The organism is Microcoleus sp. S13_C3, from assembly GCF_036700905.1.
Lineage (GTDB): Bacteria > Cyanobacteriota > Cyanobacteriia > Cyanobacteriales > Microcoleaceae > Microcoleus.
This window is the reverse complement of the sequence record NZ_JAUBPT010000133.1, coordinates 1-22,112: the sequence shown is the minus strand read 5'-3', so window position 1 is coordinate 22,112 and position 22,112 is coordinate 1. Positions and strand designations below refer to the sequence as shown.

Annotated in this window: 22 protein-coding genes; 11 read left to right on the top strand and 11 right to left on the bottom strand. The window is 45.2% G+C overall.

The features are described 5' to 3' along the window. The first annotated feature begins 104 nt into the window (after positions 1-104). A complete protein-coding gene (cas6, locus tag QUA16_RS27575) occupies positions 105-986 on the top strand; it encodes a CRISPR-associated endoribonuclease Cas6 (protein WP_333107430.1) in 882 nt (293 codons plus the stop codon). Here the strand turns inward: cas6 and QUA16_RS27570 are convergent, their stop codons facing one another. Both QUA16_RS27570 and QUA16_RS27565 read right to left on the bottom strand, forming a co-directional pair. Next, positions 987-1,313, bottom strand: a complete 327-nt coding sequence (locus QUA16_RS27570; RefSeq protein ID WP_333107428.1) for an antibiotic biosynthesis monooxygenase — start codon at positions 1,311-1,313, stop codon at positions 987-989. It lies immediately after the preceding gene. A 123-nt stretch (positions 1,314-1,436) separates the two neighbouring features. Beyond that, positions 1,437-2,396 carry an Rpn family recombination-promoting nuclease/putative transposase gene (locus tag QUA16_RS27565; RefSeq protein ID WP_333107427.1) on the bottom strand — a complete coding sequence of 320 codons (960 nt, stop codon included), beginning with the start codon at positions 2,394-2,396 and terminating at the stop codon, positions 1,437-1,439. Positions 2,397-2,566: 170 nt separating this feature from the next. On the opposite strand from QUA16_RS27565, the gene QUA16_RS27560 reads away from it, so the two are divergent. Beyond that, positions 2,567-3,034, top strand: coding sequence for a response regulator (locus tag QUA16_RS27560; RefSeq protein ID WP_333107425.1), 468 nt, complete (start codon positions 2,567-2,569; stop codon positions 3,032-3,034). 100 nt (positions 3,035-3,134) lie between these two features. Beyond that, positions 3,135-3,428, top strand: coding sequence for a DUF2103 domain-containing protein (locus QUA16_RS27555; protein ID WP_333107423.1), 294 nt, complete (start codon positions 3,135-3,137; stop codon positions 3,426-3,428). On the opposite strand, the gene QUA16_RS27550 is transcribed toward QUA16_RS27555, so the two are convergent. The 9 genes from QUA16_RS27550 to QUA16_RS27510 all read right to left on the bottom strand — a co-directional run bounded on the left by QUA16_RS27550 (position 3,417) and on the right by QUA16_RS27510 (position 11,922). Then, positions 3,417-4,043, bottom strand: coding sequence for a HEAT repeat domain-containing protein (locus tag QUA16_RS27550; RefSeq protein WP_333107420.1), 627 nt, complete (start codon positions 4,041-4,043; stop codon positions 3,417-3,419). The genes QUA16_RS27555 and QUA16_RS27550 overlap by 12 nt on opposite strands. 198 nt (positions 4,044-4,241) lie before the next feature. Next, the gene (locus QUA16_RS27545; RefSeq protein WP_333107419.1) at positions 4,242-6,209 is read right to left on the bottom strand and encodes a hypothetical protein; all 1,968 of its coding nucleotides are present in this window, start codon (positions 6,207-6,209) and stop codon (positions 4,242-4,244) included. 394 nt (positions 6,210-6,603) lie between these two features. Next, entirely contained in the window at positions 6,604-7,443 is an 840-nt protein-coding gene (locus tag QUA16_RS27540) for a HEAT repeat domain-containing protein (protein ID WP_333107418.1), read from the bottom strand. Between the two features lie 245 nt (positions 7,444-7,688). Then, complete coding sequence (locus tag QUA16_RS27535; protein ID WP_333107417.1) at positions 7,689-7,973, bottom strand: phycobilisome linker polypeptide; 285 nt, start codon at positions 7,971-7,973, stop codon at positions 7,689-7,691. Positions 7,974-8,102: 129 nt separating this feature from the next. Continuing rightward, positions 8,103-8,972: a phycobilisome linker polypeptide gene (locus tag QUA16_RS27530; protein ID WP_333107416.1), complete on the bottom strand. Its 870-nt coding sequence runs from the start codon at positions 8,970-8,972 to the stop codon at positions 8,103-8,105. 193 nt (positions 8,973-9,165) lie between these two features. Then, positions 9,166-9,981 (bottom strand): phycobilisome linker polypeptide, encoded by an 816-nt coding sequence (locus QUA16_RS27525; RefSeq protein ID WP_333107414.1) that lies wholly within the window; start codon positions 9,979-9,981, stop codon positions 9,166-9,168. Between the two features lie 149 nt (positions 9,982-10,130). Further along, positions 10,131-10,619 carry a phycocyanin subunit alpha gene (gene cpcA, locus QUA16_RS27520; protein ID WP_006631256.1) on the bottom strand — a complete coding sequence of 163 codons (489 nt, stop codon included), beginning with the start codon at positions 10,617-10,619 and terminating at the stop codon, positions 10,131-10,133. Between the two features lie 102 nt (positions 10,620-10,721). Beyond that, positions 10,722-11,240 (bottom strand): phycocyanin subunit beta, encoded by a 519-nt coding sequence (locus QUA16_RS27515; protein ID WP_333037001.1) that lies wholly within the window; start codon positions 11,238-11,240, stop codon positions 10,722-10,724. 400 nt (positions 11,241-11,640) lie between these two features. Continuing rightward, the gene (locus QUA16_RS27510) at positions 11,641-11,922 is read right to left on the bottom strand and encodes a hypothetical protein (RefSeq protein WP_333107412.1); all 282 of its coding nucleotides are present in this window, start codon (positions 11,920-11,922) and stop codon (positions 11,641-11,643) included. Between the two features lie 158 nt (positions 11,923-12,080). On the opposite strand from QUA16_RS27510, the gene QUA16_RS27505 reads away from it, so the two are divergent. The 8 genes from QUA16_RS27505 (at position 12,081) to QUA16_RS27470 (ending at position 22,062) form a co-directional block, all read left to right on the top strand. Further along, positions 12,081-12,296, top strand: coding sequence for a hypothetical protein (locus tag QUA16_RS27505; protein WP_333181490.1), 216 nt, complete (start codon positions 12,081-12,083; stop codon positions 12,294-12,296). Between the two features lie 115 nt (positions 12,297-12,411). Beyond that, positions 12,412-15,234 (top strand): cation-transporting P-type ATPase, encoded by a 2,823-nt coding sequence (locus QUA16_RS27500; RefSeq protein WP_333107410.1) that lies wholly within the window; start codon positions 12,412-12,414, stop codon positions 15,232-15,234. Between the two features lie 242 nt (positions 15,235-15,476). Next, positions 15,477-16,730, top strand: a complete 1,254-nt coding sequence (locus tag QUA16_RS27495) for a DNA replication/repair protein RecF (protein WP_333107408.1) — start codon at positions 15,477-15,479, stop codon at positions 16,728-16,730. A gap of 148 nt (positions 16,731-16,878) precedes the next feature. Then, positions 16,879-17,277, top strand: coding sequence for a photosystem II protein Psb27 (gene psb27, locus QUA16_RS27490; RefSeq protein WP_333107406.1), 399 nt, complete (start codon positions 16,879-16,881; stop codon positions 17,275-17,277). 359 nt (positions 17,278-17,636) lie between these two features. Further along, positions 17,637-19,280: a family 10 glycosylhydrolase gene (locus QUA16_RS27485; protein ID WP_333107405.1), complete on the top strand. Its 1,644-nt coding sequence runs from the start codon at positions 17,637-17,639 to the stop codon at positions 19,278-19,280. A 155-nt stretch (positions 19,281-19,435) separates the two neighbouring features. Continuing rightward, positions 19,436-20,593 carry a DUF262 domain-containing protein gene (locus QUA16_RS27480; protein ID WP_333107403.1) on the top strand — a complete coding sequence of 386 codons (1,158 nt, stop codon included), beginning with the start codon at positions 19,436-19,438 and terminating at the stop codon, positions 20,591-20,593. Continuing rightward, the gene (locus tag QUA16_RS27475) at positions 20,590-21,744 is read left to right on the top strand and encodes a DUF3696 domain-containing protein (protein ID WP_333107402.1); all 1,155 of its coding nucleotides are present in this window, start codon (positions 20,590-20,592) and stop codon (positions 21,742-21,744) included. Before QUA16_RS27480 ends, QUA16_RS27475 begins: the two co-directional genes overlap by 4 nt. A gap of 3 nt (positions 21,745-21,747) precedes the next feature. Continuing rightward, a complete protein-coding gene (locus QUA16_RS27470; RefSeq protein WP_333107400.1) occupies positions 21,748-22,062 on the top strand; it encodes a hypothetical protein in 315 nt (104 codons plus the stop codon). Positions 22,063-22,112 lie beyond the last annotated feature (50 nt).

The window sequence follows — 22,112 nt, the reverse complement described above, 5'->3', positions numbered from 1 at the left end:
TGCCCTATGCCCTATGCCCTATGCCCTATGCCCTATGCCCTATGCCCGCGTGAGCACCTCATGTTACTGAGAAAGGCGATACAGACACAGTATATAATTTAAAAATGCCCCACAGCCTTGTTTTAAACCTGCGGCCAGTTGCACCAATTCCATCTCAGTTTTTAACGGGGCGGCATCTCCACGCTTTATTTTTGAACCTTGTGAGTGCTGTAGACAGCGATTTGAGCGCGTACCTGCACGACCAATCTCATGAAAAAGCTTTCACTTTAAGCCCTTTTCAACTAAGCAGAAAAGAGGCTTACAAAAGCAGCACGCCCCAGCCACAAAAGAGAGTTTTGCCTCCGGCTTCCCGCACAATATCTCCGGCTGTACAGTGGGAACACAAGCAAGCAATTCAGGAAAATACGCCGATTTGGTGGCGAATTTCTCTGCTGGATGACGGTTTGTTCGATCGCCTAACTCAACTTTGGCAGCAACTCAATTTCGCTCGCCCTTGGCATCTCGGCCCGACAAATATATACATTACTAATATTTTGAGCGAACCGCAATCAAACCAGCCTTGGGTAAACTTTTGTACTTACGCCGAATTGTTCGATAGAGCTTCGGAAACTGAGCGCCAAATTGCTTTTAGTTTTTGCACTCCTACTAATTTTAGGCAAGGTGTATACGATAGTGCTATGCCCACTCGTGAGAGTATTTTTGGCAGTTTAGCGAACCGCTGGAACAAGTACAGCCGGATTGCGATCGAACCTACTTTCACAGAAGCTATTTTTCCCAGTTTCTTCGATATCAGAACAGAAGTTAGTACGGATTCTCGCAGTAAATTTATTGGCTGCGTCGGCGATATTAGTTACCGAATTATGGGAGATATAGCTCCTGCTACTATCAAGCAAATTAACACTTTAGCAGATTTTGCGCTTTATAGCGGAGTCGGGCGAAAGACGCCGATGGGAATGGGAATGACGCGCCGGTTGCATGATTTTTAATTATTCACCTTTGGGCTGAATTTCACTGACTATTTCATAAACATCAGTGTCTGGTATTTTCGCAAACAAAGGCGCCATCTGCTTCAATATTTCCTGATAAGCTTCGCTTTGATTGGCTGCCATATCTTCTACGCTTTCCCAAAAAATGATGGCAATACCTTTGTCTGTATTGGGCAATTGCAGCAGATATGCTCCCTTAAAACCTGTGGCATAAGTTGCAACGGCTTTTTCAAAAAGTTGTTCTGCCGCTTCAAATTTTCCTGGTTTAAATTCGCCAATGGCAACGTAGGCAAACTGATGTCGGAGAAAGTCGAGAAATTCTGACATATCTTTTTCCTCACTTAATAGCGATACACTAAGTTATATTTTACCCGATCGCCCGAAATTTGTGAATATCGCTGTTTATAAGTAGCTCGACCTAAAAAAACCTCACAGCGATCGCTCTGTCCCTTATTCTGCTCTATCCAACCAAACCATTAAATCGGATAAACTAGAAAATCCGACTACCTCCTCTACCAAATTCTCTAATTGCTCAACCGATAATTCCCCAATCCGCGAAACTAAATCGGGATTAACTGCTCCTAGTCGTCGCTCCAGCAGACGCAAAATTAATGCTCTTTGGCCTGCTCTAATCCCTTCTTGCATCCCTGCTTGACGGCCTTCTTGCATCAATTGAGCCCTAGCTCGCTCCAAACCTTCTTCTATACCTCTAGAAACTATTCCCCGCTGTTCTTCGATCGCCGCTTCTTGGGCTTCCATATCCTGGAACTCTTTCAAGCTTAAGTTAGCTTCATTGGCAATTTGAAAAGCTTTTTCTAGTTCTGGAACTGTTTCCATTGTGGCTGGGATTGTTTCTAGATCGGGAGTGTGCTTCATAAAATAAATCCATTTATCAGTCAAACTTGTGAGTTCATCTAAGTCTTTTTTGAACTTCGGCAACTCGACAAAAAACATTTCTACTTGGAGATGGGGATAATCAAATAGTTTCTCTTTTTCTTTGAAAACGAAATGAGAAATAACATCAGGTTGTTCTTTAAACATTTCAAAATCGGTAATCGTCAAAGCAATTACTGGTTTTAATCTCGGATAACCTTCTCTAATTTTGAGTTGGTTGGCATAGGTTTTGGCTAGGTTGTAGATGACTCGTTTTTCAAAAGCGGCTACATTCAGAACTTGCATTTCAATAATTACCGTCTTGTTGCCGGTAATTCGAGCTTTCACATCCAAATAACTATCTTTGAGTCCGCTAACGGTAGCAGCCGAGTAAGGGTCAATAATTTGCAAGTCTTGGATGATTGGCTCACCGGCGTAAATTAGAGCATTTAAGAAGCTGATGAGGATGTCTTGGCTGTCGGTGGAACCAAAGATTTTTTTGAAGGCAAAGTCTGTTTTAGGGCTGATAAATTTCATGATATTTTTCCTAATCTGTTTTAGTGATTTATGAAAGATTTTGATGAAGCGCGATCGCTTGGGGGCTGCGAAAACTGGGTCGCTGCAATAGCCCACTTGAATTTATGAAAATACGGGTGGTATAAATTTAACATACAAGTAAAAATAAAACCAACATAAAAGTAACAACAATGACCAAAATATTAGTAATTGAAGACAATAACTTAATTCGAGAAACCGTATTAGAACTTCTGGCATCGCGCGGTTTTGAAGCTGTAGGCGCTGAAAATGGAAAAGTTGGTATCCAGTTAGCTGCCCAAATTCCCGATTTAATTTTGTCTGATGTCATGATGCCGGAACTAAACGGTTTTGAAGTATTCGCAGCCGTGCGATCGCACCCTGCAACTGCCAGCATTCCGTTTATTTTTATGACAGCCTCGGAGATGGAAAAAGTCCTGGAACTCAAAGCAGACGGCTATCTCCAGAAACCTTGCAGTGTCACAGAAATCATCGGGGCGATCGCCACTCAACTAGAAAAACCGACAGTTAGCAACCCACAACATCAAAAAGTACAGGACAATTCTGCACCATCAAATCTCAGCTTGCGCGCCAGCAATCAAAAATCTCGGTTTGAGATTGCCTCGGTTTGCTCGCAATAACACGCACAGTAACGTTATGGATACATAAGTTGAGAGAATTTCAAATTGGTTCCCCCCAGGGGTGGCTTAGACTGGGTATGTTGAATTTGGTTAAATATTTATGAACGCACAACCCAAAGGCCGCCTTGTTTGGAACCACTCTACCCACCTTCCCGGTTTGATACCAATTTTAGAGCGCCTCACGCTAAAAATCGGCATTCAAACAGTCACTCCTGGGGTCATCAACAAAGTTAAAGGACACATCCCCCGCATGACATTAAGAGTGTCAGTACCCATCCGCGGGGGATTTAAAATCATCGCCAGACAGGGCAAAACCGTACAAGAAGTCTTTATATTAACGACTCTCACTCAAGGGGACTTGGAAGAGACGATCGCCCAAACCCTAGCCAAGTGACAATATTTTCTTAGCAAGCAAAGCCCGAGCCTTAACTGAAGTCGTTTCATCGCTTTGGGTGATTTCCTCAAGTCTGGCCGAAACTTCCGCTAACCAATCCGGTTTAACAGCCACACCACCCGCCAAAGCTTGCAAACCCCCCGCTGCTGCGTAGCGAACCACCCATTCCGGGTCTCGGGACGCTTGCAGTAGCGTTTTCACAGTGCGAAGTTGAGCATCTGCAATTTGTTCTGCCGACATCAATTCCCAGCAAATCGTCCCCAAACCCCTAGCCGCCGCCCGCCGGACACTCAAAGCAAAGTCATTCGCCGCCGCATCGAGCAAAATCTCCAAACCCCTGGGATCGCCAATTGCCGCCAAAGCCCGAACAGCCCAAGCTCTCGCCCCGTAATTGTAGCCGTCAAGCTGTTCTAGAAGCGGTAGCACAGCAGGTTCTCCGAGTTGAATCAGCCCATCAACGGCTGCAACAGCAGCGCCTGGGTTGTTGTAACCGAGCACTGTAATTAAGGTAGGAATTGCTTGTTTTGAGGGAGCCGCGGCCAGTGCTTTGACCGCCTTTAACAAGCCCTCGGAAGAATCTGCTTTTTCGACAGCCTGAATTAGTTCTAATTCCATTTACTTATAAACTGTACCGTGACTATTGTAATTGTAGGTTGAGTCGATCGCGCGATCGAACTTTTTGCAGCGTGGGTGAGGCGCGGCGATTAACTTGAAAAGCTTACCCTGCTCGAAGTAGGACTGTCTTGGTTAAAGAGTCGAATCCGCAAAAAACTCGACTCCATACCCGCCCTAGGAACTGTTGCGCTGTGCATCCTAACCGTCTTGGCGGTTCCGATAAAACTTAGCCCAAGCATACCGCTGCGGATCTTTTTTTAGCAGATATTCCACAACTTCCCGACGCTTCCCATTTTTAGCATTTTTGACAACCCGCTTCATTTCCGCATCCTGATCTCTGGGTGAAGCACCGCGTTTAATTGCCTCGTTAAACCAACGTTCGCCCTCTAAGAATTGACCCCGCTCAAAACAAATAGCTCCCATCAAAGTGTAAGGATGATGACTCTGAGGCTGATACTCAATAGCTTTTAGCGCACATTTTTCGGTATCATCTAGTTTATTAATATCTCGAAAAGCACCGCCCCTAGTTGTTAGCAAAGCGGACTTGAGCTTATTTTCTTTAATTTTGTCTAAGTCCAGATTTTCTGTCAGGTTCAATGCACTTCTCGGTTGCTCTGCCTTCCGCCAATGACTGCTGGCATTAGCCAAGTTCCATTTATTTCCAGTGCCTTTGTACTGCTGTTCATAAAAAAGTGCTTCGATTTTGTGGTAAGCTGTAAAAATCTTGCCAGAGAACAGTCTCTGCCCTTGAGATCGGCGTTCTTCCTGCCACCCATAATAGCTATAGCTGGGTTGAGATGCTTCAATTTTATTCTCCTCAAGCCAAGCAACATCTGTTGGTTCCAGTCGCTCTCCTTTATCCAGTTTTTGCAGAATTACGTATAACGGACTAGAAGGTGTCTTATCTTTATAGTTCGAGACATCATACTTAGACTTCAGAGCAGCAAATTCCTTTTCTTGTGCAAAAGTAATTACGTCTTCACGTCCATTCTGTTTCAGCCAATCAATATCAGCCTCACTCAACTGCTCTCCAGATTGAATTTTGGATTTCAGACTAGCAACATAGTTTTCAATAGCAAAAGTAATTACATCATCACGTCCATTCTGTTTCACCCAATCAATATCAGCCTCACTCAACGGCTCTCCAGATTGAATTTGGGACTTGAGACTAGCAGCAAATTTGTCAATCGCAAGAGTAATTGTCTCAGTCAGTTTACGCTTTTTCAGAAAGTTAATATCCTGCTCACCTAGAGGATTGTCTACATCAATTTTTTTGAGAACTTTATACAGATGGCTAGAGAGGGATGAATCCTCATAAGTAGTAGCTTTATACTTAACCTTCAGTTCAGCAAAGTGCCGTGTCTGTTCAATCTCCAAAATAATGCTAAGGGTTTCGCTCAGTTGATACTCTTCTAGCCAGTTAAGTTCTGACTCGCTCAACTGCATATCTGCATCCAGGTTTTTCAGGATTTGATACAACGGACTAGAGACAGATGTTTCTGGGTATTCACTAGCTTTGTACTTATCCTTGAGTTGGGCAAACTTAGCTTCCCGTACAGCTTTTTGTTGCCAAAAAATTTCTAGAGTATCAACCAGTTGGTTATTGAACAGCCAGTTAGCCTCTACATCACTTAATATTTCTCGTCCATCCAGTTGCTTGAGAATTTGATACAAGGGGCTATCAAGTGAACAATCTGGATATTCAGTTGCTTGGTACTTAGCCTTTAGTGCAGCAAATCGCGCCATATCTTCAACGATAGCAACTGTTTCAGTAAGCCCGTGTACTTGTTGGAGATATTTAACTTCTAAGTTAGTTAGCTGATTTTCTGATTCAAGTTTCCAAAGGATAGGATACAAAGCACTGGACATGGGTACCCCTCTGGTTACTTTAAACTTAGACTTGAGTTGAGAAAATTTAGCATCTAGTTTTTTGGGTTCTTCCTTCTTACTTTGTGGCTCTTGCTCGATAGCTTTTCTTGTTTCCAAAAGCTCATGCTCTTGTAACCAAATCCACTCAAATTTAGTAATTTCCAATTCTAAATCAGCTTTTCGCAGAATGAGATACAGAAGACTAGAGGGAGATGAATCTTCATATTTTGTTGCTTGATACTTGGACTTAAGCGCTGCAAAATGTTGCACCTGGCCTTCAAAAGGATCGTTGCTCATAATGAATCCCCCGATTTATACTTCTAGCCGCTACACAACCATCTCGCAGCATTCCGCGATCGCTATTTTCTAAGCCAAAACTTTTTTAACTGAGAAGCGCTCCACATGGTAAGGTGATTTTAACACGAGTTATTTTACCAAATCAAGCTATTAATATCAGTATTTTTACGGAAATTTGAGCAAAATTATTGCCGAAAGCCTCCTCCCTCATTCCATCAAACCATCCGTCGCTGATTCACCAAGCTAAAACCGCTCAAATAGTTCTCAATTGCCTGAAATACAGATATGCGGTAGGGACACAGCAGTGCTTTTTCCTGAATGTCCTGTGTCCTGAATATGGCAGACAATTGAGAATTGCTAAAGCAATCCTATTTCAATTATGAACTAATTTTCTTTAAAGTAAACTATCCATTAAATCCATAACGCGGATAGCTTCATCTGACAAAGATAGAGATTCTTGTTGATTGAGGTGATGCTCCAAAACTCCTTTGAGCGCAATCAATTTCAGGCTATTTTCTGCTAAAGTTTCAGAAATAGCTTGCGCTCCCGGCAAATAGCCGATCGCCCCCAAGTCCATCAAAGCCGATCGCCTCAACTGCAAATTATCCCCATTCAAAGCACTTACCAACCGCTCTCCGTAAACCCGCTCACCAGTTAACTGATACATCGCCCGCGCCGCAGCGTACTGCACCCGCTCTACAGAATGTTCTAAAAAAGGTGAAATTAGCGGTATTGCTTCTGTCGCTTGCAGGGTTCCCAAAGCTTCAATTACCGAGTCGTAAGGTTGCACGAGGTGCGATTTTCCTGGCACTCGCACAGCCACAGCTACGCCGCCATCCAAGAGCTTCATTAGCGGCTCAATAGAATCGATCTCGCCCAGCATTTCTAGAGCTTGAGCGGCCGCTTCCCGCACGTAATAATCGGCGCATTCCAAACAGCGAATCAGGGCCGGTAAGGCTTGTTTGTCGCCCAATTTACCCAGAGCCCGCGCCGCATTTCGTAATAGGGAATAGTCGCCGATTTTTGTTTGTTCTGACTCTTCTTCCAATGCGGCAATTAAAGCTGCAATAGCTGCCGGTTCCTTGACTCGAAATCTGCCCACCCACCAAGCCGCATAATACCGGAGACTGTAATCTTGGGAGTGCAAATTTGCGATCGCCTGTTCAACAGTTAAAGACTCGCCCTCTGCTACACCCGCCGGCGGTGAGTCGGATTCGTAATAATCCATAGTCATTAGTTATTAGTTATTAGTTATTAGTTATTCGGCGATTGAAATCGCTGCTACACAGACAAAACCCGCCTGCGCGGGTTGGGGAAACTCGGCGATTAAAATCGCTACTAACTAAACAGACAAAACCCGCTTGCGCGGGTTGCATTAACTCTTAGTCCGCTTGGAGTGGACGAAAGTTTGTCTAGGAGCGATTTTCATCGCCCCTTCTAGCTTGTGTGGGAGCGATTTTCATCGCCCCTGCAACCAAACTATTGGTGATCGTGCGATGATTCATGGGATGATTCATGGGATGATTCTGCACCCGCGTTTAAAGGATGAATGCTGACAATTTTCCCGCCCATGCGAGTAATCCGCTGCATTTCTTGATTCATCCGATTGTAAGGCACGGTGATAAATGTACTCGCGCTCGATCGAATCGAATAATCCACATTATCTGTTTCATCGCTTTGGCGCAAGCCCACAACTTCATACCGAAAGCAGCGACCAGCCGAAGCTGTATTGCCACTTTTTCCAGCTACAATTTGACCCAACATAAGCTTCTTGGTAATTGGTAATTCTGACTGTTGACTGTTGACTGTTGACTGTTGACTGCTGACTGTTGACTGTTGACTGTTGACTAAAAGCTAGTAACTGCCAACTGCCAACTGCCCACTGCCAACTGACTAAATTGGAGTAATGCTGGCGATTTTCGCGCCCATGCGTTGAAATTTCTGCATTTGCGAGGACAACTCCTCAACAGGTACGATGAAAGCCTTGCTGCTGCGGCGCACGCTGGGATAGCCGCCCGTGCGAATGCCCGAAACTTCCACGCGCACCAGCCGTCCTTCTTTGCCGTAAGCCGCAGCGCCGCCGAAAGTGCTGCTGGGAGTTACGTTTCTGGCAGAAGGCCGATATGCCCAACCTTCGTTACCGCCAGAAGGCCCAACTACAGCCGTAGCGGTGTTAGTGCCGAGTTCGACAGCTAAGCGAGAGTTATTGCCTTCTAGTTGAGATGTATCGCTGTTTGCATAGCCGCGATACAACCGGAACATCCGGGTAAAACCAACGGTTTTTTGACCGCGCTGGGTGTTAAAGCCACGGTAGTAAGGGACGATACTTTCGCCAAAGTTTTCTTGATACTCTACTGAATCGATGTAAGAATCAATATCAGCGTCGTAGCCTTGTGTTTGGTACAAATCTAAGTGCTCAACTACTTCAGATTCGTCGTAGGGAGCGCGACCGAGCAAGTGTTTGTAGTTTAGTTCGATCGTCCGAGTTTGGAAGCTGTTGTAGAAAAACTTGGTTTTGTACAGTTCTGACTTAGCTACAGCGCGTACAAATTCTCGTACCGTCAAACTGCCGTCCCGCAGCAAAGACTCGGAACTTGTAAGTCGTTCGGATTTCATTAAATAGTCGTTACCCAGCACCTGACGGTAAACCGCACGAATCACAGTTTCAACGTCGTCTTTGCTATAGTTCGGGCGCAGTTCTACCTTCGGCGCATCGCTCAATGCGGATGTTCCCAGTCTGGACGCTGCTGTCGTAATCGCCACCAGATTTTCTCCTAAATTATTAATGACAAAAGTTTAATGCTTGGTTGCACTTGAAATTTTTAGGACTAAGGATAATATGCCTCAAAGTAGGGTGTACACTGCACACCTTACATATCCACATAAAATTGAAGAATTTTTTAGCCTTAGTCCTAATTTGCTAAAGACGTTTCAAAAAAACGTCAATACACAAACTTTAAGCTGTGGTAATACTTACCACTTTGCCGCCACGTTTGTTGATTTGCTGCAAGCGGCTCGAAAGTTGCTCGTAAGGCACGAGATATTCGGTAGTAGTGCGGCGCACTTGAGGGGAAAACTTAGCCGAACCTTGCATTGCGGTGACTCGGTATAGTTGGCCGCGAGAACCGCCGGAAGTCCCGCCAAGGGCTTTTCCGGTGGAGGCCGTGTATATCGGCGAAGCCATATTTCTCGCTACTTCCCAAGTCAGGCGGGCTTGGGTTTGGTTTTGCGATCGATCGCTCGAAGCAAAACCCCGGTACAATTGAAACATCCGGTTAAAACCGACGGTTTTTTGACCTCTTTGAGTCGCGAAACCGCGATAGTAAGGCACTATACTGTCGCCAAAATTTTCTTCATACTCAACTGAGTCAATGTAAGAATTGATTTCAGCTTCGTAGCCTTCTGCATTGTACAAATCAACGTGGAAAGCAATTTCCGACTCGTCGTAAGGAGCGCGGCCCAACAAATGCTTGTAATTAAGCTCGATTAAGCGCGTTTGCGAGTTCGGATAAAAAAACTTTTTCCGATAAGTTTCGGAATGTGCAATTGACCGCACAAAATCTTTCACTGAAATCTGCCCTTGCATCAGCAGAGATTCAGCACTGGTAAGTCGTTCGCTCGACATTAAATACTCGTTGCCGAAAACTTGGCTGTAAGCAGCGCGAATTACTGCTTTCGCATCGTCTTGCGTCCAGTGGGGACGCAGTTCTACTCGTCCCGCTTCTTCAAATGCTTTTATTCCCAACCGTTCTGCTGCACCTAATCCCGCCATCTTCGCTTCTCCCTTTTTTGCTTTAAAAACTGAAAACTGCTTAAAAAAAGTATTTGCAAAACTAGGCTTAGATCGCAGATGCCCGGAATTCTAAACAACCGCTAACACTTAAGCTAACAGCAGCTTACAATTCCGGGCATCACGCAAATCTAGCTCAGAGCGTTGATTGCGTAGTCGATGTAGGAATTCGCTTCAGTTGCAGCGTCGCCACTCAGACCGTGGTTGCCTTTGATGTACTTGAGAGCTTCAACGTACCAGCTAGGAGACAATTCAAATGTCCGGTTGATTTCGTCAACACCTGCAATCAGGTACTCGTCCATCGGACCGGTGCCGCCTGCAACTAAGCAGTAGGTTACCATCCGCAGGTAGTAGCCGATGTCGCGAGAGCACTTGGCTTTACCGGTTGGGGTAGAAGCGTAGTTAGGGCCTTGCATTTGTTGTGTGTACGGGAATTTGTTGTACACAGCTTGAGCTGCACCGTCGATCAAGCGCTGAGAGTTGGCGGTCAAAGCCTTAGCTGCTTCCAAACCTGCTGCTGCTTGGCGGAAACGTCCGAAGGCGACTTGCAGTTCAGTGCTGCTCAGGAAACGGCCTTGAGAATCGGCTGCGGTTACTGCTTCAGTCAAAGGGGTTTTCATTGTTCTGGTTTCTCCCTAATGTTGTGTTGTTTTTGTACAAAAATGATTGTTTGCAAAAATGCGATGCTCGCTTCTTTACAAGAAAGGTTCGCTTGGCTATTTTTAGCCGACTGCATTGGCTGCGCGGTCGAAGTAGCTGCCGATTTCAGACATCAGCGAGCTGCAATCACCACGGGTAACACCGTTGGGGTCGTTAGCGATCGCGATCGCTGCTTCTTTCATTTTTTGCACGCCGGCTGCAACTGAGCCACCGGGAACTCCCAGAGCTTGGTATGTTTCACGCAGACCGTTCAAGCAGCGGTCGTCCAAAACGCTGGCGTCGCCTGCAAATGTTGCATAGGTGACGTAGCGCAAAATGATTTCCATATCGCGCAAGCAAGCTGCCATGCGGCGGTTGGTGTACGCATTGCCACCAGGAGCGATCAGTTGAGGCTGTTCGGCGAACAGGGTGCGAGCTGCATTGGCTACGATGCTGGATGCGTTGCCGGTGATGCGGTTTACTGCGTCAATCCGCTTGTTGGCGTCGGAAACCATGCTGCTGAGAGCATCTAGTTGACCCTGAGCTAGAAATTCGCCCCGAGCGTCAGATTGGGAAACCACTTTTGTAAATGCGTCAAACATGAAAGAACTCTCCTATTTGAGTTAATTGAGTTTGGTTGCGGTATAAAACCGTTAAGTTAAATTTGTTCAGGCTACGAGTGCCTGCAAGGGTTGAAATTTGATGCCAGCTAATCTGCTGGTCCCATCGATCTCTCCCTTTCCGCTACCTGCACTATTGTTACATTGCAACGGAGGTTTAAGAAACCTTAGAAAATTTTACACCTTTTATGAGATGCGACAAACCTTGTCAATCAGGGTTTTTGTTAACTTTGGCCTGTCGTTTCAACCCTCTGATAATCTTTATACAATGCTCGCCTGCGTTTGTTTATTACAAATTATTACAGAAACTTATCTCTCTAAGAAGGTAAATATTTGGGGTGCAATTGCGGGCAAATCTCCTTCCTAGGATAGATGCGCGAGGCTACTTATAAAAGAAGAGTTTGCTTAAATCGCCCTGCTGTGGGGGTGGAACCGCCCCGAACCGTCCCGTGGGCCGATCGCCGTTGTTGGCTTTCTCTGGAAAAGCGGGATTATTAAGAAGTGTTAAGTAAATTAAAGTTTTGGTAAAAGAAGGCTGGGGAATAGGGAAAAAACCAAAAATTCTGCCCAATGTCAGGATGGCGGCAGAAGTCGGTGTGGGCAAAATCCCAAAGATTGTGAACCCGATCGCCACAGCCTCAGCTTTTGCCAGAAATATCAGCATTTAATGACAAAACTCAGCCGTTGGAAGTTGAAAGACCGGGCCGGGTCTTTCATAACGCGGGGATTCTTGTATCGTGGGGAGTCCTTGGACTTGACCCAAGACCAAGCATCTACTGTTTGTCCTGCAGCGGTTGCAAAAAAACTTTCTTCATCTATATATTGACATCCTCCCCGGCCGTACCGCAGGATTCCAAGAATCACTGCTTGGGCTTCCGTCAAGCTTATGACGGGGCTTTAAACCCATTATTTTTGGTAAGGTGGATAAGTGCTATCAGCGGTAGGCATACAAACGGCGCGATCGAGCCACCAGACGCATTAAAGTTAAAAGCTTATTGCTTCCCCGGCATCGAACCGCCCAAACCAGTCCCAAGTTAAACAGTTTTTTACTCAGAACTCAAAACTTAAAAGTCTCTCACTTTAATCAGCCAGATGGATCGGCTGTAGCTGTCCGGCCACAACCACCTTTATGCCCCACGATCGATCGTAATTTATGTCTTCAAATTCTCCCTCTTCTTGGCACACCGTAGCAATTGACCAAACTCTCCAGCAGCTAAGCAGCAACAAAGACGCTGGCTTGAGCAGCAAACAGGTGTCAGAACGCTTGCAGCAATACGGCCCCAACGAACTCGAAGAAACAGGAGGCCGCAGTCCGTGGTCGATTTTTGTCGATCAGTTCACCAACATCATGTTGTTGATGCTGATGGGTGTGGCCGTGATTTCGGCTTTTTTGGACATTCGGTCAAATACTTTTCCCAAAGATGCGATCGCCATTTTTGCGATCGTCATACTCAACGGCATTCTCGGCTATTTCCAAGAGCAAAGTGCTGAAAAAGCCCTCGCAGCCCTCAAAAACCTCGCTTCCCCCCTAGTCAGAGTCCTGCGGGACGGCAAAACTTCGGACATAGCAGCCAAGGAACTCGTACCCGGAGACGTGATGCTGTTAGAGGCTGGGGTAAAAATAGCAGCAGACGCACGCTTGATCGAAACCTCAAATCTGCAAGTCAGAGAATCTGCTTTGACAGGGGAAGCCCTAGCAGTCACCAAGCAAGCCGATCTAGAACTTCCAGAAGATGCTTCCTTGGGCGATCGACTCAACCTGATTTTTCAGGGCACAGAAGTGGTTCAGGGACGAGCAAAGGCGATCGTCACCAATACCGGAATGCAAACTGAACTGGGCAAAATTGCCACCATGCTTCAGTCAGTAGAAAACGAACCGACTCCCCTGCAACAGCGGATGGATCAGTTGGGAAAGGTTCTAGTCTCCGGTGCCCTAACCTTAGTCGTAATTGTCGTCATCGGCGGCATGATTACCTTCCAAAACGGCGGCATCGGGTTCGATACCAGCAGGTTTGAAGAGTTGTTAGAAGTTTCTCTAAGCATGGCTGTGGCTGTGGTTCCCGAAGGACTCGCAGCAGTCGTGACAGTCACTCTGGCACTCGGAACTAGGCGGATGGTGAAGCGAAACGCCCTGATTCGCAAACTGCCTGCAGTCGAAACTTTGGGTTCGGTAACTACTATTTGTTCTGACAAAACAGGTACTCTGACTCAAAATAAAATGGTAGTTCAGCTAGTCTCGACGGGCGACTGCACAGTCGCCGTAGCAGGCGACGGCTATGCCCCGATCGGAGATTTTACCGATCGCCTGACATCGACCAAAATTAATAATTTAGAGGAATATCCAGAACTCGAATCTTTATTAATTGCCTGTGCAGTTTGCAACGACGCAGTATTGCAACAAGAACAGCAAGAATGGCAGATTTTAGGCGACCCCACAGAAGGAGCTCTGCTGTGTGTAGCGGGAAAAGCAGGCATTTATAAGGAAAAACAGTCTCAATTGTTGCCGCGGGCAGCGGAATTTCCTTTTTCTTCGGAACGCAAACGGATGAGCGTGATTTGCGAAGTGCCCGGCAGATCGGGACATTCGGGATTTCCCGCAGAAAAAGGACAGCAGCCGAATTATTTGATGCTGACCAAAGGTTCTCCAGAGTTGACCTTGGAGCGCTGCAAAGGCATTATAGTCGGCGATCGAGTACAACCTTTAAATCAGGAAATGCGCGATCGCATCCTCGCCGAAAACAACAACATGGCAAGCGGCGGTTTGCGAGTCCTCGGATTTGCGTACAAACTCTGGGAAAACCTGCCGCCCCAAGGTTCTGAGGAAACCAGCGAACAAGACATGATTTGGCTGGGACTCGTCAGTATGCTGGACGCCCCGCGCCCGGAAGTGCGGGAAGCAGTGGTGAAGTGCCGCAATGCAGGCATTCGGGTGGTGATGATTACAGGAGACCACCAGTTGACAGCAAAAGCCATCGCCTACGATTTAGGTATTGCTACAGAGGGCGATCGAGTTCTCACCGGTCAAGAATTAGAAAAGCTCAGCCAAGAAGAACTCAAACAGCAAGTCGAACAGGTTAGCGTTTACGCCCGCGTTTCCCCCGAACACAAATTGCGAATAGTCCAAGCTTTGCAAAGTTGGGGCAAATTTGTCGCAATGACTGGCGACGGAGTTAACGACGCCCCCGCCTTAAAACAAGCCGATATCGGCATCGCCATGGGGATTACCGGCACCGATGTCAGCAAAGAAGCTAGCGATATGGTGCTCCTCGACGACAACTTCGCAACTATTGTCGCCGCCGCTGAAGAAGGGCGAGTGGTTTATAGCAATATTCGTCGCTTTATTAAATACATTTTGGGCAGCAACATCGGCGAAGTTTTGACAATTGCGGCCGCACCTTTAATCGGTTTGGGAGGAGTGCCGCTGACGCCGCTCCAAATTTTGTGGATGAACTTAGTAACAGACGGCGTTCCCGCTTTGGCCTTGGCTGTGGAACCGGGGGAACCGAACGTGATGAAAAAGCCTCCTTTCAGTCCCCGAGAAAGTATTTTTGCGCGGGGCTTGGGTTCTTACATGATTCGGATCGGGATTATTTTTGCAATTTTGACGATCGCGATGATGTCCTGGGCTTATGGATATACCACCAACCCTAACCATGTTGGAGATCCCGAAGCTTGGAAAACAATGGTGTTTACAACTCTTTGTTTGGCGCAAATGGGTCACGCGATCGCAATTCGGTCTAACACTCAGCTAACTATTGAGTTAAACCCCTTCACTAATGTTTTTGTGTGGGGGGCTGTAATTGTGACTACTATTCTGCAATTAATGCTGATTTACGTTCCGCCGCTGAGAGCATTTTTCGGCACTCATTATTTGTCGCCTTTTGAATTGATGGTTTGCTTTGGTTTTAGCGCCCTGATGTTTGTCTGGATTGAAATGGAAAAACTGTTTGTGCGCTTTTACAAATCTCGCAAATAGTGTTAACGGCTGACGGATACTGAGCGATGTTTCATTATTCGTTAGACGGCTCGCGTTTGACCAGATTCTCAACACTATAAAGTCATTGCAAGCGCAAAGATCCGCAAAAACTGCAATTCCACAGATTCCCCATTGAATAGGTAAGGTACGCAATGGGCCCCCTACGATAACTTTACTGCCAATTCCCAATTCCGAATTTCCAATTCCCGATTCCCGATTCCCAATTCCCAATTCCCAATATTATGTATTTGAAAACGCTGCACCTACGGCAGTTTCGCAACTACTTCGATCAAAAGGTAGCCTTTGACGCTCCCAAAACCATTTTAGTAGGAAATAATGCTCAAGGAAAATCTAACTTGTTAGAAGCGGTAGAGTTGCTTTCTACATTAAAAAGCCACAGGGTAGGGCGCGATCGCGATTTAATACTCGACTCAAAGCCGATCGGGCAAATTGATGCTACACTCGAACGTCAAACCGGAGCGATCGACTTAGCTTTAACTCTTCGCTCTGCGGCGCGTCGAACACTGAAGCTCAACGGTGAACCGCTGCGCCGCCATTTAGACTTTTTGAGTGTCTTAAATGTAGTGCAATTTTCTTGTTTGGATTTGGACTTAGTGCGCGGCGGGCCCGAAGGAAGACGCAATTGGATCGATCGCCTAGTCATCCAGTTAGAACCCATTTACGCTCACATTTTGCAGCAGTACAACCAAATTTTGCGCCAGAGAAACGCTCTGTTGAAACGTTCTAAAGAAATCCGCAAAGCGGAATTTTCCGACAGTTTTGACAAAATGCGATTTATCGGATCTGAAACTCCCGAAGACCCAAATATCGCAGAATTCCCAATACCCAATGCCCCATTCCCAATGCCCCATTCCCAATTCCCAATTCCCCGTTCAGAATTAGCTTTGTGGGACGCGCAGTTGGCGACAGCGGGGGCTCGCGTGATCCGCCGGCGCGATCGAATTTTGGAGCGTTTGATGCCTTTAGCTCGAAATTGGCACGGTTCAATTAGTGGTTCAGCAGAAGTTTTAGATGTGAAATACGATGCTAATATTGAAGTAAGTTCAGAATTTATCGCTAAAGACAATCTCGAAGGAGTGCGACAAGCATTTTTAGAGAAAATTCAAAAAAGGGCGATCGCAGAACAGTTTCAAGGAACCACTTTAGTCGGCCCCCACCGCGACGACATTACATTTACAATTAACAATACCCCAGCTCGTCAATACGCATCCCAAGGTCAGCAGCGAACTCTGGTATTAGCATTAAAATTAGCCGAACTGCAGCTTATTGAAGAAGTCGTCGGCGAAGCGCCTTTACTGTTGCTCGACGACGTACTTGCAGAACTCGATCTGAGCCGCCAAAATCAACTTTTAGAAACAATTCAAGAACGATTTCAAACTCTGATTACTACAACTCACCTAGGCGCTTTTGATGCTCAGTGGCTGCGACAAACCCAAATTCTCTCCGTCGTTGCGGGACAAATCAATCGATTTTAGATTTTAGATTTTAGATTTTAGATTGACAAATTTTCTGTTTCATGGTATTACGACCCAAAAATTGTAGAAAGTGGCATTATTAGCTCAATTCGAGATAGGATAAAGGTTAATTTTGATTACCGCTTTCGCTTCCATTTTTCTACACCTTATGAAGCATTACATTTCCCGTCTGTTAGCCCTGGTATTAGTTGTTGTCATCGGCGTAGCGGGCTGTACCAATGTTCCCGCCACTCTGAGTGGAGATTATGGCCAAGACACATTAGCATTAGTGAAGAGCTTGAGAACAGCGCTTACTTTGCCAGAGGGCACGCCGGAAAAAGCAGCAGCTCAAGCCAAGGCTCGCACAAGTATCAACGATTTTTTTGCTGAATACCGCCGCGATCCCGCTCTTACCAAGCTGGCCTCTTTCACGACAATGCGGACGGCATTAAACTCTTTGGCAGGACATTACAGTTCCTATCCAAACCGTCCCGTTCCTGAAAAATTGAAAAAGCGTCTTGAGTCAGAATTTCAGCAGATTGAAGCTGCTCTTAACAGAGGAGCTTAATCTCAAAATTTAGGATCGAGGATAAATTTTAATAATTCATCTTTCATCCTTGATGTTTGAGTGTTAACAATTTTTAGTAGAAATATCACCTGCTTTTAGCGCCCACTGTATTCAGGCGCTTTTTTATGCAGCATTTAGGGAAAAAATACTGCAAAACCGTTTAATCGCGGAGTCTTGTCTTACCCGATCGCCCTTATTGGATTTAAATAGCCGCCAGATAGAATTTGCATTGTGCGATCGACTTGTGCCATAACTAAGTCAACCGAAAAAAGTAGAAAATTTGTAGCTGCTTGTTGAGCGCGATCGCATTTTTGCGATCGTCACCCAATTTAAACCAGAAAACCCCATTCAATTCTCCCATGAAAATTGCACCAACTCGCATCGCGAATTTTCAACACCAGCGACGCTTTTTAAGTGCGGTAACTGCTGTTTTAACCAGTAGCTTCATCAGCCAACTTGTGTGGCCGTTTATCGGAAATCAACCAGCTTTTGCCCAAACATCAGCCTATTGCCAATTATCCCCAGAACAGGTCAATCAAAAAGAAGACTTGCGCCGCGCCGCGCTGTCGGGAAAACGGGAATCTCAGCAAGCATATTTTGCTGTTTTGAACAAACACGCGCGGGAAATAGCAGAATGCCGCCAAAAAACTTGGCCCGAAACCCAAGCAATTTGGCTGCGTTTGTATCCCTGCGATGTCAGACCCGGAGAAATCGATCGAGTATTAGACAAAGTTGTGAATAAGGGCTACAACCAAGTCTATGTCGAAGTGTTTTACGATGGTCAAGTGCTTCTCCCAGTTGCAGACAATCCTACTGCTTGGCCTTCTGTTTTGAGAAATCGCGGTTACGAGAAATACGATTTGTTAGAAAAGGCGATCGCCAAAGGCAAACAGCGAGGTTTAAAAGTATACGCCTGGTTATTTACCATGAACTTTGGCTATACCTATTCTCAGCGTCCAGATAGACAGCAAACCCTCGCTATCAACGGTAAAAATCAGACAACTTTAACAGTAGTTCAAGACGCTGGAATTAACGATGACTTAGGAGAGGTTCCGGGCAATCAAGCCTTTATCGACCCCTACAGTCCGCAAGCGAGGCAAGACTATAGTTTGTTAGTAAATCAAATAGTCAAGCGCAAACCGCAAGGAATGTTATTCGACTACATTCGCTATCTACGGGGTGTCGGGCCCGCTTCAGTTGCTAGCAAAGTTCAAGACTTGTGGATTTACGGCCCAGCATCCCAGCAAGTTCTTTTACAGCGGGCTAGCAATCAGCAAGGCCGAGATTTAATTCAGCGGTATTTGACTAAAGGATTTATCAATTCTAATGACGTTCAAGCAGTAGTCAAACAGTATCCAACTGAGCGAGAACCTCTTTGGCAGGGTCGAGTTCCGCAGGCGATGTCAGTAGCAACTACAGCTTCTAGAAGGCCGAATGCCGCATCAAGATCGGCCTCAACAACTCCCGCCACTAACAAGCCCAACCCTGCAACTCCGACACCAAAACCGACACCGCCGCTTCCCGATACCGGCACTCTGCAAAAAGACCTGTGGAAACTGAGTGTTGCTCACGCAGTCCAAGGGATTTTAGATTTTTTGGGGATAGCAATTCAACCCGCTCAAAGGATGGGAATTCCTGTAGGAGCAGTGTTTTTTCCTACTGCAAATCAAGCGATAAATCAAGGGGGATATGATTCGAGATTGCAGCCTTGGGACACCTTTCCGGCTGCTATAGAATTCCACGCCATGTCTTACGGAAATTGCGGGGATGTAAGCTGCATTGTGCCGCAGGTGCAGCGGACAGTGAGTTTAGCGCCTGCGGGAGCAAAAATTATTCCTGCGATTGCTGGAGATTGGGGAAAACCTCTTAAAAATCGGCCGTCTTTGGAGATTCAAATGCAGGCAATTCGCTCGGCGACGCCGCAAATTAATGCGGTAAGTCATTTTGCTTTTGGGTGGCAAGAACCGGAGGATGAAAGGGCGCGGCAAACTTGTCGGTTGTAAGGAGATTATTTGTAGAGATGCGGTTCGTGGCGTCTCTACAAGAGAGAATTTGTGCGATAATATTTGAGAATCTTCTTATCGGCTAGGAGCGTCATCCAAGTTTTAATAGGACAATACAGAATCAAAATAAATGTTAATACAAAGGAGTATTCCCTATGGTAGCTCAGCCTGAACCATACAACCAAGTATCTAACGAAGATACGACACTTGATGAACTAAATTTAATGCAACAGGAAGAAGATAACGATGCTGAAGCCTATGAAACAGACAAACTGATATATGACCCTGAGAAAATTAATATTTTTACCAGAGAACCAACCATCGAGCAACTTCTAAGAAGAATCGACGAGGAAGCTCTCGATTTAGCACCGGACTTTCAGCGCCATGCAAACATCTGGAAAGATGACGCTAAAAGCAGACTGATTGAGTCGATCCTGATTCGGATTCCATTACCAGCTTTTTATATAGATGCAACTGATGAAGATAAATGGTTAGTTGTAGATGGATTGCAGCGGCTCTCTGCTTTAAAGCAATTTATGAACGATAAAACACTTAGGTTACGCGGACTAGAATACTTAACCAATTTTGAAGGTAAAAATTATGATGAAATTGAACGCAGATATCAGCGTCGCATAGAGGAAACTCAGGTTACAGTTTATTTGATTGAAAAAGGGACACCTCCTGAAGTTAAATATAATATTTTCAAACGGATTAATACAGGTGGATTGCCGATGTCTCCCCAAGAACTCCGCCATGCTCTCAACCCCGGTAAGGCAACAAAATTTTTAGCTCAACTTGCTATATCTACTGAATTCCAGCAAGTTACTAAGCTGAGTAAATTGCGTAAAATGCGGATGGACGATCGGGAATTTATACTTGGTTTTTTAGCCTTTACACTTACATCTTATAAAGATTATCAAGCTGAAAAAAGAAATTTATTTTTGAGTAAAGCATTATATAAAGTTAATAATATGTCGGAAGCAGAATTACAAGCCATTGAAAATAATTTTAAAAAAGCTATGGTTGCAGCCTGGGAAATCTTTGAAGAAAATGCCTTCCGTAAAGTATCTCAAAACCAGAAAAGAATCTTTCCAATTAATAAAGCCTTGTTTGAAGTTTGGTCAGTTAATCTCAGTTTACTTAGCGACGAGCAAATTGATATCTTAAAGCAGCACAAGGAGCAATTGATTGAAAAATTTAGAAAGTATGTAGATAGCGATCGAGATTTTCTGACTTCTATCTCTCAGGCTACGGAAAAAATCGAGTACAGATTTAGGATAATTGAAAAAATAATTCAGGAGGTTCTGGCATGATTACTTCGCTGCACTTGGTCAACTTTAAACCTTTTGCAAATCAGTTATTGGAATTCAAAAAACTCAATTTGTTTTCTGGTTTAAACAGCACGGGGAAGTCTTCTGTCATGCAATCGCTCTTGCTGCTGCGCCAATCTTACCAACAGGGCTTACTGCCAGAAAAAGGGTTGGCGCTTAATGGCGATTTCGTGAATGTGGGTACTGCTAGAGACGCACTTTTTGAGGGAGCCAAAGAGGACTTAATTGGTTTTGACATTGTTTGGGAAAACAACAGCGAAGGGCTATGGCGTTTCAAATATGACCAAGAGGTAGATGTGTTGAACATTGTCTCGGAACAAGTTACGTCGGAAGTGTATAAATCGAATCTTTTTGGCAATAATTTTCATTACCTTCAGGCCGAACGGATCGGACCGCGACCATTTAATGAAATGTCCGATTACCAAGTACGACAGCTCGGCCAATTGGGTATCAAAGGTGAATATGCGGCTCATTTTCTGGCTATTAATGGACGGAAAGTTATTCCCAATAGCAGTCTCAGTCATCCAGAGGGGAAATTAAATACTCAAATAAAAAAAGAGCAATCTACTGCAAAATCAATGGATTTAATCGACCAAGTTGAGGCGTGGATGGGAGAAGTGAGTCCGGGTACGCGCCTCAAAATTGATGCCAAATCAGATGTCGATCTGATGAGTTTTCAATATTCCTATGGAGATAGCAATCCTTACCGTGCAACTAATGTGGGATTTGGAATTAGCTACACTTTACCGATTATTGTAGCGGCACTTGCATCAACACCTGGTACAATCATTTTAATTGAAAATCCTGAAGCGCATCTCCATCCGCAAGGACAAGTTAAAATGGGTCAATTATTGGCTTTGGCGGCTAGCGGTGGCGTTCAAGTTGTGATAGAAACTCACAGCGATCATGTTTTAAATGGGATTCGCCTTGCGGTTCACGGGGGCAAAATTGACCCGAAGGATGTTCAGTTGCATTACTTCCAGCGTCAAAATAAAGAAGGACAAGCTGTGACTGAGGTAATATCGCCAAAAATCGATCGCAACGGACGAATTGATCGATGGCCGGATGGTTTTTTTGATGAGTGGGACAACAGCTTGGAGATTTTGTTGGAACCTGCGGTGGAAGGAGAATAAGCGATGGATTTGGAGATGGTGTTTAATGAACTGTCTGCACGAACTCTTGCTCCTGATATTTCCATAGCACGACAATGGATGTCAGAATTGATTAGGACGATGGTTGCAGCTAAAGGTTGTGGGCTGAAGGGAATTCGCATTCAAGCAGATTTTCATGCTATGATTCTTGCTGAAAGCTATCCTCTTTCTCGTTGGCGTAACGATCCTGAAGTTAATAAAGACGAGCGGACTTTTCTAAAAACGCTGGCAACTAAAACTCCTTTATCTGTTGATATTTCTGATGTAAGTATTAAACCCACATTCCGCACTTCAAGTTGAAGTACGATAAAATAGAATACCGAAAAAGCCAAAAACCCGGATAATTCAGA

What these genes read in the sequence shown, in the direction of transcription:
- QUA16_RS27540 (WP_333107418.1), bottom strand. Translation starts at nt 7,443, where the DNA reads ATGACTATGGATTATTACGAATCCGACTCACCGCCGGCGGGTGTAGCA.
- QUA16_RS27560 (WP_333107425.1), top strand. Translation starts at nt 2,567, where the DNA reads ATGACCAAAATATTAGTAATTGAAGACAATAACTTAATTCGAGAAACC.
- psb27 (WP_333107406.1), top strand. Translation starts at nt 16,879, where the DNA reads ATGAAGCATTACATTTCCCGTCTGTTAGCCCTGGTATTAGTTGTTGTC.
- QUA16_RS27545 (WP_333107419.1), bottom strand. Translation starts at nt 6,209, where the DNA reads ATGAGCAACGATCCTTTTGAAGGCCAGGTGCAACATTTTGCAGCGCTT.
- QUA16_RS27565 (WP_333107427.1), bottom strand. Translation starts at nt 2,396, where the DNA reads ATGAAATTTATCAGCCCTAAAACAGACTTTGCCTTCAAAAAAATCTTT.
- QUA16_RS27555 (WP_333107423.1), top strand. Translation starts at nt 3,135, where the DNA reads ATGAACGCACAACCCAAAGGCCGCCTTGTTTGGAACCACTCTACCCAC.
- cas6 (WP_333107430.1), top strand. Translation starts at nt 105, where the DNA reads ATGCCCCACAGCCTTGTTTTAAACCTGCGGCCAGTTGCACCAATTCCA.
- QUA16_RS27515 (WP_333037001.1), bottom strand. Translation starts at nt 11,240, where the DNA reads ATGTTTGACGCATTTACAAAAGTGGTTTCCCAATCTGACGCTCGGGGC.
- QUA16_RS27470 (WP_333107400.1), top strand. Translation starts at nt 21,748, where the DNA reads ATGGATTTGGAGATGGTGTTTAATGAACTGTCTGCACGAACTCTTGCT.
- QUA16_RS27475 (WP_333107402.1), top strand. Translation starts at nt 20,590, where the DNA reads ATGATTACTTCGCTGCACTTGGTCAACTTTAAACCTTTTGCAAATCAG.
- QUA16_RS27480 (WP_333107403.1), top strand. Translation starts at nt 19,436, where the DNA reads ATGGTAGCTCAGCCTGAACCATACAACCAAGTATCTAACGAAGATACG.
- cpcA (WP_006631256.1), bottom strand. Translation starts at nt 10,619, where the DNA reads ATGAAAACCCCTTTGACTGAAGCAGTAACCGCAGCCGATTCTCAAGGC.
- QUA16_RS27525 (WP_333107414.1), bottom strand. Translation starts at nt 9,981, where the DNA reads ATGGCGGGATTAGGTGCAGCAGAACGGTTGGGAATAAAAGCATTTGAA.
- QUA16_RS27570 (WP_333107428.1), bottom strand. Translation starts at nt 1,313, where the DNA reads ATGTCAGAATTTCTCGACTTTCTCCGACATCAGTTTGCCTACGTTGCC.
- QUA16_RS27550 (WP_333107420.1), bottom strand. Translation starts at nt 4,043, where the DNA reads ATGGAATTAGAACTAATTCAGGCTGTCGAAAAAGCAGATTCTTCCGAG.
- QUA16_RS27510 (WP_333107412.1), bottom strand. Translation starts at nt 11,922, where the DNA reads ATGCTGATATTTCTGGCAAAAGCTGAGGCTGTGGCGATCGGGTTCACA.
- QUA16_RS27495 (WP_333107408.1), top strand. Translation starts at nt 15,477, where the DNA reads ATGTATTTGAAAACGCTGCACCTACGGCAGTTTCGCAACTACTTCGAT.
- QUA16_RS27535 (WP_333107417.1), bottom strand. Translation starts at nt 7,973, where the DNA reads ATGTTGGGTCAAATTGTAGCTGGAAAAAGTGGCAATACAGCTTCGGCT.
- QUA16_RS27485 (WP_333107405.1), top strand. Translation starts at nt 17,637, where the DNA reads ATGAAAATTGCACCAACTCGCATCGCGAATTTTCAACACCAGCGACGC.
- QUA16_RS27500 (WP_333107410.1), top strand. Translation starts at nt 12,412, where the DNA reads ATGTCTTCAAATTCTCCCTCTTCTTGGCACACCGTAGCAATTGACCAA.